Source organism: Noviherbaspirillum sp. UKPF54, assembly GCF_007874125.1.
In the GTDB taxonomy this organism is placed as follows: Bacteria; Pseudomonadota; Gammaproteobacteria; order Burkholderiales; family Burkholderiaceae_D; genus Noviherbaspirillum.
The window spans coordinates 2,326,918-2,339,534 of sequence record NZ_CP040128.1 but is presented as its reverse complement, the minus strand read 5'-3'; the positions used below and the strand labels follow the sequence as shown (position 1 = coordinate 2,339,534).

Annotated in this window: 10 protein-coding genes; 8 read left to right on the top strand and 2 right to left on the bottom strand. The window is 64.5% G+C overall.

Annotation, left to right across the window (positions count from 1 at the left end; genetic code table 11):
• Positions 1-25 precede the first annotated feature (25 nt).
• Together FAY22_RS10820 and FAY22_RS10815 are read left to right on the top strand one after the other, a co-directional pair.
• Positions 26-1,090 carry a sensor histidine kinase gene (locus FAY22_RS10820; RefSeq protein ID WP_146330209.1) on the top strand — a complete coding sequence of 355 codons (1,065 nt, stop codon included), beginning with the start codon at positions 26-28 and terminating at the stop codon, positions 1,088-1,090.
• Positions 1,087-1,881, top strand: a complete 795-nt coding sequence (locus FAY22_RS10815; protein WP_146330208.1) for a LytTR family DNA-binding domain-containing protein — start codon at positions 1,087-1,089, stop codon at positions 1,879-1,881. The genes FAY22_RS10820 and FAY22_RS10815 overlap by 4 nt, the downstream gene beginning before the upstream one ends.
• A gap of 21 nt (positions 1,882-1,902) precedes the next feature.
• Here FAY22_RS10815 and ppc read toward each other — a convergent pair whose 3' ends face one another.
• Complete coding sequence (gene ppc, locus FAY22_RS10810) at positions 1,903-4,761, bottom strand: phosphoenolpyruvate carboxylase (RefSeq protein WP_146330207.1); 2,859 nt, start codon at positions 4,759-4,761, stop codon at positions 1,903-1,905.
• Positions 4,762-4,867: 106 nt separating this feature from the next.
• On the opposite strand from ppc, the gene hemC reads away from it, so the two are divergent.
• From hemC to FAY22_RS10780, 6 genes are all read left to right on the top strand, one after another.
• Positions 4,868-5,812 (top strand): hydroxymethylbilane synthase, encoded by a 945-nt coding sequence (hemC, locus tag FAY22_RS10805; RefSeq protein WP_146330206.1) that lies wholly within the window; start codon positions 4,868-4,870, stop codon positions 5,810-5,812.
• Positions 5,813-5,917: 105 nt separating this feature from the next.
• Positions 5,918-6,694 carry a uroporphyrinogen-III synthase gene (locus FAY22_RS10800; protein WP_146330205.1) on the top strand — a complete coding sequence of 259 codons (777 nt, stop codon included), beginning with the start codon at positions 5,918-5,920 and terminating at the stop codon, positions 6,692-6,694.
• A gap of 2 nt (positions 6,695-6,696) precedes the next feature.
• Positions 6,697-7,839, top strand: a complete 1,143-nt coding sequence (locus FAY22_RS10795) for a uroporphyrinogen-III C-methyltransferase (RefSeq protein ID WP_146330204.1) — start codon at positions 6,697-6,699, stop codon at positions 7,837-7,839.
• Positions 7,839-9,035 (top strand): heme biosynthesis protein HemY, encoded by a 1,197-nt coding sequence (locus FAY22_RS10790; RefSeq protein ID WP_146330203.1) that lies wholly within the window; start codon positions 7,839-7,841, stop codon positions 9,033-9,035. The genes FAY22_RS10795 and FAY22_RS10790 overlap by 1 nt, the downstream gene beginning before the upstream one ends.
• A gap of 149 nt (positions 9,036-9,184) precedes the next feature.
• Positions 9,185-9,724: an inorganic diphosphatase gene (gene ppa / locus FAY22_RS10785; protein ID WP_146330202.1), complete on the top strand. Its 540-nt coding sequence runs from the start codon at positions 9,185-9,187 to the stop codon at positions 9,722-9,724.
• A 188-nt stretch (positions 9,725-9,912) separates the two neighbouring features.
• Positions 9,913-11,538: an HDOD domain-containing protein gene (locus FAY22_RS10780; RefSeq protein WP_246860732.1), complete on the top strand. Its 1,626-nt coding sequence runs from the start codon at positions 9,913-9,915 to the stop codon at positions 11,536-11,538.
• Positions 11,539-11,545: 7 nt separating this feature from the next.
• On the opposite strand, the gene FAY22_RS10775 is transcribed toward FAY22_RS10780, so the two are convergent.
• Positions 11,546-12,574 carry a serine/threonine-protein kinase gene (locus FAY22_RS10775; protein ID WP_246860731.1) on the bottom strand — a complete coding sequence of 343 codons (1,029 nt, stop codon included), beginning with the start codon at positions 12,572-12,574 and terminating at the stop codon, positions 11,546-11,548.
• Positions 12,575-12,617 lie beyond the last annotated feature (43 nt).

Below are 12,617 nucleotides of genomic sequence, written 5' to 3'. Positions count from 1 at the left end.
GATTATAAAACAAGCCTTACTGCCTATGCCGCCATCCACCACATCCGTCAGCGCGCCGACCGAGGTCGTCATGCCGGACTGTTGCAATATCGGCGTCGTCTATCGCTCGCTGCTGGCAGTCAATGCCGTCGTCCTGGTCGGCATCCTGCTGCGGGCCGGCAGCGTGACACAGGGGCTGCAGGAATTCGTCGAGGCGTCGATGGTGGTGGAATTGTCCTGCCTGTGGTCGCTGTTTGGAATGTGCGTGTTGCGGCGCATGTTGTTGCGCGCCGGCGGCATGGGAGCGCTTTCGGCGGTCGGGCAGCGCATCTTCTGCGCGCTGGTGCCGGCGGCTGCGACGGCGGTCGTGATTCGTTTCCTGGCCTCCTTCGTATGGTTTTCAGGCAGCTTTGCCTACCTGACGCCGCAAAAGGGCGCTTTCGCGGCCGCCTTGCTCGGGCTGTCGTTCCAGCATTATTTCGAGCTGCGTACGCGCGCCTATTCGCCGGCGCTGGTCGAGGCGCGCCTGCAAGCCTTGCAAGCGCGCATACGTCCGCATTTCCTGTTCAACAGCCTGAACGCGGTGCTGTCGCTGATCCGCAGCGAACCGCGCCGTGCCGAGACGGCGCTGGAAGATTTGGCGGACCTGTTTCGCGTGCTGATGAGCGATCCGCGCAGCATGACGACGCTGGAGGAAGAGATCCGGCTATGCAGGCAGTACCTGTCGATCGAGCAGATCCGACTGGGCGAACGCTTGCAGGTGCAATGGGAGTTGGACAGTGTCGGCCCGGAGGTGTTGCACCGCGCGCAGGTGCCGGTGCTGTTGCTGCAGCCGCTGCTCGAAAACGCGGTGCACTACGGCGTCGAGCCGGCCGCGGCGCCGGTATGCATACAGGTGCAGGTGAGCCGCTCGATCGACCGCATCCAGATCGTCGTCCTCAATCCGTATCAGGAGGGCGCCGTGGCGCCGGCGGGCAACCACATGGCATTGAGTAACATCCGCGAACGCCTTGAATTGTTGTACGACGTGGAGGCACAGTTGATCACGCATATCGCGAACGGATTCTTTGAAGTGCGCCTGCGGTTTCCCTACGCGACGGGGCCGGTATGACGCCGCGGCTGTTCATCGTGGATGACGAGGCGCCGGCGCGCGCGCGGCTCAAGACCCTGTTGTCGGATATCGCAGCGGAATGCCCGCACGAACTGGCGGGCGAAGCGGGCTGCGCGCAACAGGCGCTCGACGGCATCGCGCAATCCAGGCCCGACATCGTCCTGCTGGACGTGCAAATGCCGGGCATGAGCGGCATCAAGCTGGCTTCGCACCTGTCGCGCGCCGTCGACCCGGCGCCGGCCATCATCTTCGTCACCGCGTACGACGAATATGCGCTCAAGGCATTCGAGGTGCGCGCGCTCGACTACCTGCTCAAGCCGGTGCGCGCCGCGCGCCTGGCGGATGCGATCCGGCGCGCCGCCGCGTTGCGTGCCCAGGCCTCGCCGCAGCACGCCGCGATCGGTGCGGCGGCCTCGGTCATGTCATCGAAGCGCCAGCATTTTTCGGTGCAGGAGCGCGGCCGGGTGCTGCTGGTGCCGGTCAGCGAGGTCATCTACCTGAAGGCGGAACTGAAGTACGTGACGCTGCGCACCAGGCTGCAGGAATACCTGATCGAAGAGTCGCTGACCTCGATCGAGGAGGAATTGGGCTCATCGTTCGTGCGCGTGCACCGCAATGCGCTGGTGGCGCGCCATGCCATCCTCGGCGTCGAGCGCGGCGCGCAGCCGGTCGATGCCGACGGTGAGGCGGACAAGTCGTCGGAGCAATGGCAGGTGATTCTGCGCGACGTCGACGAGCGCCTGCCGATCTCGCGCCGGCAGTGGCCCGTGGCGAAGGCGCTGGTGCGCTGATCGCTCGCGGCCGCCGCCTGGTTAACCGGTATTGCGCAAGCCGGCCGCAATACCGTTGATTGACATATGGATGCCGCGCCGCACCCGTTCGTCTAGCTTGCGGCCTTCGGCGGACGCCGCGCGGTGCCGCTTGATCAGTTCGACCTGCAGGTGGTTCAGCGGATCGAGATAGGCGAAGCGGTTCTTGATCGAACGCGCCAGCAAGGGGTTGTTCGCCAGCCTTTCCTTCGTGCCGGTGATCAGTGACAGGCACTCGATGGTGCGCTGATGTTCGGCGAGGATGCGCTTGAAGATGCTGTTGCGCAGCTTCTTGTCGCCGACCAGTTCCGCATAGCGCGACGCCACCGCCAGATCCGTCTTCGACAACACCATGTCCATGTTCGACAGCAGCGTGGCGAAGAACGGCCATTCCTTGACCATCGCGCGCAGGAGCGTCAGCCGCTTCTTGTGTTGCGCCGCATCGCCTTCCAGCAGCCACGATGACACCGCGCTGCCGAAGCCGTACCAGCCGGGCAGCAGCAGGCGGCACTGCCCCCAGGAAAAGCCCCATGGGATGGCGCGCAAGTCCTCGATGCGGCGCGTGGACTTGCGCGACGCCGGGCGCGAGCCGATATTCAATTCCGCGATTTCGGCGATCGGCGTCGACGCGAAGAAGTAGTCGGTGAATCCCGGCGTGTCGTACACCAGGTCGCGGTAGCCGCGATAGGCGCGCTCCGACAATTCCTCCATGGCGCGCTCGAATCCGGCCAGCTTCTTGGCCTGCCTGCCTTCTTCCGCGTGCGGCGCGAGACTGGCCTCCAGCGTGGCGGCCACCAGCAGCTCCAGGTTGCGGTGGCCGATTTCCGGGTTGGAGAATTTCGACGCGATGATTTCGCCTTGCTCCGTCAAGCGGATCTGACCGTTCACCGTGCCCGGCGGTTGCGCCAGGATCGCGTCGTAGCTCGGTCCGCCGCCGCGCCCGACGGTGCCGCCGCGACCGTGGAACAGGCGCAGCTTCACGCCGGCGCGCTCGAACAGGTCGACCAGGCGCGTTTCCGCCTTATACAGCTCCCAGTTGGACGTGAGGAAGCCGCCGTCCTTGTTGGAGTCCGAGTAGCCGAGCATGACTTCCTGCAGGTCACCTTGCCTTGCGATCAGGCGTCGTACCTGCGGCAGCGCCATGAACTCGTCCATGATCTGCGGCGCATTGCGCAGGTCCGGGATGGTCTCGAACAAGGGGATGACCATCAATTCCTGCCGCGCGTCCGCGATCTGGCCGGACGCGTTGTCCCATTCCATGCGCAGCAGGCCGGTTTCCTTTTGCAGCAGCAGTACTTCCAGCAGGTCGGAAACGGTTTCCGTGTGCGAGATGATGTAGTTGCGGATGGCGCGCTCGCCGTAGCGCCGGCGGATGTCGCGCGCGGCGCGCAGGATAGCCAGTTCCGAATCGGTTTCCGCGGAGTAGGGCAGATAGGGCGAATGCAGCAGGCGCGGCTTGCCCAGTTCGTCAAGCAGCAGTTCGACCTTGCGCTCTTCCGCCAGGGCGGCGTAGTCCGGTTCCACCCGCGCGCACGAAAACAGTTCGGCCAGCACCCGTTCGTGCACGTCCGAGCTTTGCCGCATGTCGAGCGTGGCGAGATGGAATCCGAAGATTTCCGATGCGCGCTTGAGCGCCGCCAGGCGCGGGCGCACGAGCGCCGCGCCGTGATGCGCCTTGAGCGAATCCTCCAGCACCCGCAAGTCGCGCGTGAAGTCGGCAGCGCTTGCATAGGGCGCGGCCGCGCCGACTTCCTGGCGCAGCACATGCGCGGCGCCCAGCGCGCGCGCGGTCGCGGCCAGCCGGGCGTACAGGCCGATTAGCGCGCGCCGGTAGGGTTCGTCCATGCGATGCTCGGAATGGTCGGGCGAGGCTGCGGCGAGCGCTTCCAGTTCCGGGTTGACGCCCACCAGCAGGGTGGAAATCGACAGCTCGGCGCCGAGCGCGTGCACTTCTTCCAGATAAAAATCGAAGATCGCGGTCGACTGCCGCACCAGCGCATGCTGCATGGTGCCGGCGTTGACGTTGGGGTTGCCGTCGCGGTCGCCGCCGATCCAGCTCCCCATCTGCACGAAGGGCGGCAGATCGAGTTCGGCGGACGCATGCCGCTGCGGGAAGTGCGTCGCGACTTCCTGTTCGATGTCCGCGTACAGCGCAGGCAGTTCGCGCAGGAAAGTGATGCGGTAGTACGACAGCGCGTTCTCGATTTCGTCGGCGACCGTGAGCTTGGTGTAGCGCAGCATGCGGGTCTGCCACAGCGTGGCCACGCGCGCATGCAGCAGCTGCGTGTTTTGCGCCAGCTCCTTCGGCGTCAGCGGGCGGTCGCGCTCGGCCAGCAGCCGCGCGATTTCGCGTTCCGCGTCGAGGATGCTCTTGCGCTGCACTTCGGTCGGGTGCGCGGTCAGCACCGGGGAAATCAGCGCTTCCTTGAAGAAGTCGCGCACCGCGGAACCCGGCACTCCGGCGTCGTCCAGCCTGGACAGCGCGTAGGCGATGCTGCCCTGCTGCGGCGCGGAGCCGGCCAGCAGGTGGGCGCGGCGGCGGCGATTGTGATGCTGATCTTCCGCGATATTGGCCAGGTGCGAGAAATACGAAAACGCGCGCACCACAGAGATGGTCTGGTCGCGCGTCAGCTTCTTCAGCAGCTTGTTCAGTTCGGCGCCCGATTGCGCGTCGGATTCGCGCCGAAAGCGCACAGCCGTCTGGCGGATGGTTTCGACTACCTGAAACACCGCGTCGCCTTCCTGTTCGCGCAGCACGTTGCCGAGCAGGCGGCCCAGCAGGCGGATGTCTTCTTTCAATGGAGCGTCTTTGTCTGCCGCCGCCTTGCTGGCGCCGGAAGGCATATTCGGTTGTTTAGCCATGTTAAATGAGTGCAATCAGCTAGGGAGAGTGGCTTTTGGCCACGGTTGCGCATGATAAAATCGCCGCTTCGATGCGATCGGCATCAATGATTCGAAAGAGCCCGCTGTGAAAGTATCTCCTCCCTCCAAGTTAGTGATCGCATCGCGCGAAAGCCGCCTGGCGATGTGGCAAGCGGAGCATGTCCGCGCAAGGTTGTCTGAATTATATCCGCAGTGCAGCATCGAGATTCTTGGCATGACCACGCAGGGCGACCAGATTCTCGACCGCGCCTTGTCCAAGGTCGGCGGCAAGGGGCTGTTTGTCAAGGAACTGGAAGTCGCGATGTCCGAGCGCCGCGCCGATCTCGCCGTGCATTCGCTCAAGGACGTGCCGATGGTGCTGCCGGAGGGTTTTGCGCTGGCCGCCGTGCTGGAGCGCGAGGATCCGCGCGACGCCTTCGTGTCGAACCAGTATGCCTCGCTCGACGAACTGCCCGACGGCGCCGTGGTCGGCACCAGCAGCCTGCGCCGCCAGGCGCTGATCGCCGCGCGTTTTCCAAAACTGGTGATCAAGCCGCTGCGCGGCAACCTCGATACGCGGCTTGGCAAGCTCGACCGCGGCGAATACGCGGCCATCATCCTGGCAGCGGCGGGCCTGAAGCGGCTCGGTATGTCGCAGCGCATCCGCGGCCTGATCGAGCCGGAACAAAGCCTGCCAGCGCCGGGACAGGGCGCCATGGCCATCGAAATCCTCGACGGCCGCGACGACTTGGTGCAATTGCTCGCGCCGCTCAACCACGAGGCGACGGCGCAGGCCGTCAGCGCGGAACGCACCGTATCGCGCGTGTTCGGCGGCAGCTGCCAGATTCCTCTGGCGGCTTTTGCGACGGTCGACAGCGGCGCGATGCGCCTGCGCGCAATGGTCGCCACGCCCGACGGCAAGCGCATTGCGACGGCGGACGCGTCCGGTCCGGCCAGCGCCCCAGAAGCCCTGGGCAACCAGATCGCCCAGTCGCTGCAGGCGCAGGGCGCCGACGACATTCTCGCGGCTTGCAAGGCAATGGATGCCTGATGCGAAGGCGGGATGGCGGCGCTCGCCATCCCGGACGCAAGCCTCTTTCCCACGAAGCGTGGCTGTTATTCCGGCGCGCCTGCCGCGCCATTGCACGGTTGCACGATGACAGATCAAACCGCCCGTCCCGTTATCATCACGCGTCCGCTGGCACAGGCGACGCCCCTGGCGCAACGCGTTCGCGACATCGGACGCCACGCCGTCGTATTCCCGCTGCTCGACATCGAGCCCTTACCCGATCAGACGCAGCTGCGCGCCGAATTGCATGATTTGCGCCGCTATGCGATGGTCGCCTTCGTCAGCCCGAATGCGATCAACGCGGCCTTCGCCATCCTGCCGTCGTGGCCGCGCGAGGTCGCGATCGCCGTGGTGGGCGAGGGCAGCCGGCAGGCGCTCGCCGCGCATGGCGTGACCGACGCGAATGCCACCATCTTCAGCCCGAAGGATACGGAGCGCACCGATTCGCAGACGTTGCTGGAAGTGCTTGACATCGATGCGCTGCGCGGCAAGCGGGTGCTGATCGTGCGCGGCGAAAGCGGGCGCGAATTGCTGGCCGACGCCTTGCGCGCGCAGGGGGTCGATGTCACGCCGCTGCCAGCCTACCGGCGCCGCGCGCCCGCGCTGGACGATGCCGGACGCGGCCAGCTGCTCAGCCTGCTGGATGCGCAGGGCGACTGGATCATTACCAGTTCCGAGGCATTGCGCATCCTCGTGGAGATGGTGCGGGAAGCGGCGACCGAAGACGGAGTGGCGAAATTGCAACAGCAGCATCTGGTCATTCCCCACGTCCGCATTGCGGAAACCGCGCGTTCACTCGGCTTCACCCATCTTACCCAGACGGCGTCAGGCGACGAACCGCTGCTTGCCGCGTTACAATTTTGAGCATGAACGAATTGCCATCCTCCAATAATTCCACTCCATCCGGCGGTGCCAGCCCCGCGCCGCAGCTGCCTTTGCAAACTGAGACTGGCTCCGGGCATCATCGGCTGAACCGCCCGGTGTACGCGGCGCTGGGCGTGCTCGGCTTCTTGCTGGCGGCGCAATGGTGGTCGTCGAACCACGAAATCAGCAGCTTGCGCGAGGAAATGGCGCAGCGTCTGAAAACCGGCGAGTCGATCAATGCCGAAACCAAGGTGCTGGTGAAGTCGATGCAGGACAGCATGCGCGACATGCAGGCCAAGGTCAATGTCCTCGAAGGCAAGCAGGTCGAAGCGCAGGGGCAGCAACTGGCGCTGGAACAGATGTACCAGGAGCTGTCGAAGAATCGCGACGACTGGGCGCTGGCGGAAATCGAACAGGTGCTGTCGACCGCCAGCCAGCAATTGCAACTGGCCGGCAATGTGCAGGGCGCGCTGATTGCGCTGCAAAACGCCGACAACCGCCTGTCGCGTTCGGACAAGCCGCAGTTCATCGTCATCCGCCGCGCGCTTGCCAGGGACATGGAGCGTCTCAAGCTGCTGCCGAACATCGATCTTCCCGGCATCGCGTTGCGCCTGGATAGCCTGATCGGACAAATCGACAGCATGCCCTTGCTGGCCGATGAAAAGCCGGCGTTGCCGGCCACCCAGCCCAAGACCTCGCGCCGCGCATCGAAGAGCGCAAGCGCCGCGAAAGCGCCGGCGAACGCGGGCAATTCCGCCGCCGACTGGTTCAGCGACCTGGAAGACAGGTGGAACAGCTGGACCAATGAAGTCTGGACCGAGCTCAAGCAAATGGTCCGCGTGCGCAATGTGGAAACGCCCGATGCGCTGCTGCTGTCGCCGACCCAGGCCTACTACGCGCGCGAGAACGTGAAGCTGCGCCTGCTGAATGCGCGCATGGCGCTGTTGACCCGCAATGAAGCCATGTTCCGCAGCGATCTTCTCGCCGCGCAGGACGCCATCTCCAGGTACTTCGATACGCGCGCCAAGCAGACGCAGACGGCGCTGGCGCTGCTGCGGCAAGTCCAGTCGAGCAACCTGTCGATCGACATGCCGACCCTGGCCGACAGCCTGAATGCGGTGCGCAATTACAAGGCGAAGCCATAATGCGTATCCTGCTCTCGCTCGTGATCCTGTTTGCCGCCGCCATCGGGCTGGCGGTAGGGGCGCAATTCAATCCCGGCAACGTGGTGTTCTTCTACCCGCCGTACCGCATCGATCTGTCGCTCAACCTTTTCATCGCACTGGCCGCGCTGCTGTTCGTCGTCGTATATTCGGTCCTGACCGCCATCCGCAGCACGCAGCAGATGCCGCAGCGCGTGGCGGCCTACCGCCGCGACAAGCGCGAGCGCGAAGGCAACCGCGCCATGCGCGAGGCGCTCAAGGCCTTGTTCGAAGGCCGCTTCGGCCATGCGGAAAAGGCGGCCATCCGCGCCGCCGACAATCCGGACAATGCCGGGCTGTCGGCCCTGATCGCGGCGCGCGCGGCGCACCGCATGGGACAGCCTGAGCGACGCGACGTCTGGCTGGCCAAGGCGCAGGACGACCAGGCGCTGAAAACCGCGCGCCTGATGACGGCCATTGAACTCGCCGTCGACGGCCAGCAGCCCGAAAGCGCGCTGGAAGCGATCAGGGAACTCAATGCCAGCGGCATGCGCCATATCCATGCGCTGCGCCTGGCGCTCAAGGCCAACCAGCGCGCCAAGAACTGGCCCGAAGTGCTGCGCCTGGTGCGCTTGCTCGACAAGCGCAACGCATTGCATCCGGCGCTGTCGCACCGCCTGCGCGAACTGGCCTATGAGGCGCTGCTTTCCAGCGTTGCGCATGACACCGAATCGATTCGGCGGATTTGGGCGGCCGTGCCTGCCGAAGACCGCGTGCGGCCGTTCGTGGCGGTGCGCGCCGCCGGGGCGTTCAACGCCAGCGGACTGCACGACGAGGCGCGTACCATCGTGGAAAAGGCGCTGGAGGTCGAATGGGACGAGCGCCTGGTGCGCGCGTACGGCAATTCCGCGGCGGCCGAAGGATCGCCCGCCCTGCTGGCCCAGATCGAACGCTGCGAGGAATGGGCGCGTTCGCATCCTTCCGACTCCGAGCTGGCGCTCACGCTGGGCGTGCTCTGCCTGCGCCAGAAATTGTGGGGCAAGGCGCAGCGCCACCTGGAGCAGGCGCTGTCGGAGGCATCCGGCGCGTCCACGGTGCGCGAAGCGCATCTGAAGCTGGCGCAACTGCACGAAGCGCTGAAGCAGCCGGACGAAGCGGCCGCGCATTATCGCCAGTGCGCACTGGCCAGCATCCTGTAGCTTGTAGCTATCACTTGTTGCTGACACGCGGCTGACGGCGTTGCGTGTCAGCCCACAGCGCGCGGCGCGTGCTGTTGCGACGCACAAAGCCAGAATGAAAGCCGCTATAATCTGCGGGTTTCCAAATTTTCATTAGATGAGAGAGCAACATGAGCTTGAATAACGTTCCCGCCGGACGCGACTTGCCGAACGATTTCAACGTGATCATCGAAATCCCGATGAACGCCGACCCGATCAAGTATGAGGTGGACAAGGATACCGGCGCGATTTTCGTCGACCGTTTCATGGGCACCGCGATGCACTATCCGTGCAACTACGGCTATATCCCGCAAACCATTTCCGCCGACGGCGACCCGGTCGACGTGCTGGTGGTGACTCCGTTCCCGCTGATCCCGGGCGTGGTCGTGCGCTGCCGTCCGATCGGCGTGCTGAAGATGACCGACGAGGCCGGCGGCGATGCCAAGGTGCTGGCGGTTCCGGTAGATAAGGTGCTGCCGATCTACACCCACTGGCAAAAGCCGCAAGACCTCAACGACCTGCGCCTGCAGCAGATCCAGCACTTCTTCGAGCACTACAAGGATCTCGAAAAAGGCAAGTGGGTCAAGGTGGACGGCTGGGAAGGCCCGGACGAGGCGAAAGCTGAAATCATGGCTGGCGCGGAAGCCTACAACAAGGCGCACAGCAAGTAATCGCCAAAGTGTTCTTACGAAAGGGCGCACCGCAAGGTGCGCTTTTTTTTTCGCCCCAGCGCCGCGCTTGCACGCTTTCGTTGCCGCACAGTGATAACTTGCATCTCCAGCGCACGTTTGCATCGACAACTGAATTCAAATGCGTCATTATTGGCTAAAGTTGCCGTGCGGCAATAATGGAGCGGGCAGTGGAATTAAAGAAGGCTGGAGCATCGGGCTCCGGGACGGGGATAGGGACAGGTGACGGCGGCGTCCAGGACGCGGCCCGGGCGCGCGATCGTTTGCTGCAGAAAATTAACGCCGCCGCCGATCTCCCGGCGCTTGGCAGCGCCGTATCCCGTGTGGTGCAAATGGCTTCGTCGGACGATGAGGCCGTCAGCGATCTCGCGCATTTCATCCTGTCGGACGTCGCGCTGACGCAAAAGATCCTGCGCATCGCCAACACGGTCAGCTACCGCACCGCTTCGGGCCGGCAGGTGACGACGGTGTCGAAGGCCATCTTCCTGCTTGGCCTGGAAACGGTCAAGACGACGGCGCTGGCGATGCTGCTGGTGGACCGGTTGGCCGGGACGCATGCGCAAAGCGTGCGCAACGAACTGCTGCTGGCGCTAACCGCCAGCATGGTGGGACGCGAGATGGCGCGCCGCAGTCAGCACAAGGATGCGGAGGAAGCGGCGATTGCGGCGCTGTTCAAGAATATCGGCCGCCTGCTGGTGGCCGCGCACGACCACCGGCTGTACCTGAATATCGCCAGGCTGGTGGAAAGCGGCACGCATACGCCGGCCCAGGCATCGAAAGAGCTGCTGGGTTGCAGCTTCGACTTGCTGGCCGAGTCGGTACTGCGCAGCTGGAATATCCCCGAGTCTATCGTGCATGCGCTGTCAGCGTTGCCGTCAGGCGTACTGAAACCGTCGAAAGGGCGGCAGGAGTGGATGCAACAGGTCGCATCCTTCAGCCTGAACGCCGCGAAGCTGATTCCGGCAATGGACGACCCCGCCCAGGCGGATGCCCGCAATGCCTTACTGCTGCGCTTCGGCGCGGCGTTCAACCTCGATCACGCCAGGCTGGAACAATTGTTCGCCAGCGTCGCGCAAGAGTCGAGCGCGCTGGCCAGCGACAGCGAACTGGCCCCGTACTTCGACGCGAGGGGCGAGGCGCACGGTACGCATGCCGACGCCGGACAATCCGCGGCGAAGGCGCCGGCACAAGCCGGCCTGCTCAACGAGTTGCTGCTGGATTTAGTCGAGGAAAGCGAGCCGGTGCAGGTGGGAGCGTGCCATCCGAGCGGCAAGCCGCTCAACGCGCGCGACCTGCTGCTGGACGGCGTGCTGGACGTGACGCAGATGATGGCCTCGGGTAACTGCAAGCTCAACGACTTGATGCTGCTGGTGCTGGAAACCTTGTACAGCGGCATGGGGTTCCGCTTTGCCACGGTGTGCCTGAAGGAAAAGCATTCGAACCGGTTCCGGGCGCGCATCACCGTCGGCGAGAATTATGCGGCGCGCGAGGCGGGCTTCGTCTTTCAATTCGCGCCCGGCGACGATCTCTTCAAGCTGGCAATGGAAAACAATGCCGACCTGATGATTTCGGATGCGTTCGCCCCCAAGATACGCAGCCTGCTTCCTGACTGGCATCGCGCGCTGCTGCCGGAGGCGCGCAGCTTCATCGTGCTGCCGCTGGTGGTCCAGAACAAGCAGCTTGGCCTGTTCTATGCCGACCGTGCGCAACCAGCCCCGGAAGGCGTGCCGGCCGATGAAACGGCGCTGATCAAGACATTGAAAGGGCAGGTGTTGACAGCGCTGAACTCGCTTTAGGCGCGGTTCAGCGCAACATCCTGAACGTCAGCATGGTCGCCGCTGCCAGCGCCAGGCATCCGCCCCAGAAGAGCGGGCTGCGCGCAAAATTCAGCTTGCGCGGATGGCGGCGTTCGAGGGCCACCATCTCGAGTTTCATGCGGCGCATTGCGCGCCTTTCGCGCAGCAGGAAACGCTTCAGGTCGAGCGCCATCGCTTCCGCCGTCTGATAGCGCTTCTCGGGGCGCTTGCTCATTGCCTTCATCACGATTTGCGACAGCGCCATGGGAATGTTCGGATCGACCTCGTGCGGCGGTGCCGGCGCCCGCAGCGCGATCTCGTTCAGGAGCTTGTCGACGCTGCCGGACTGGAACGGCTTCTGGCCGACCAGCATTTCATACATGACGGCGCCCAGGGAATAGATGTCGGTCGGCGGGCCGGCTGGTTTGCCCGCCGCCTGTTCTGGCGACATGTAGGCCGGGGTGCCGAACAGCTTGTTGTTCTGGAAGATGGTGTGCGGCCAGTGATCGGCGGGCGTTTCCCCCTCCGCGCCGCCGCTGCGTTTCGGCGCGCGCGCGATGCCGAAATCGACCAGCTTGGGCAATTCATCCTTCACCATGAAGATATTGGCCGGCTTGATGTCGCGGTGCACGACGTCATGGCGGTGCGCGTGGTCGAGCGCATCGGCGATCTTCCATCCGATCGAGGCCGTTTCTTCCGGCTTGAAGCGATGGCCATTGTCGAGCATCCTGCTCAGCTCGCGCCCTTGCAGGTATTCCATCGCGATGTAGGTCGCTCCGTTTTCAACCGAAGCGTCGTAGATCGTCGCGATATGTGGATGCGACAGGCAGCCCGCGGCGCGGGCTTCGTTGAGGAATTGCTGTTCGTAACGCGACTTTTCGGCTGGCGTCAGGCGCGGATTGAAGGTCTTGATCGCCAGGTCGCGGCCGATGACCGGATCGTGGCCGAGATAGACGCAGCCGACCGTGCCGCGCCCCAGCTCGCGCGTAATGTAGAAGCGTCCGATTCGGCTGAGCGCAGGGGCGATCGATGTCATGCGGGCAGTCGGCTGGGAGATCATGATGCGACAGGATGCCGCG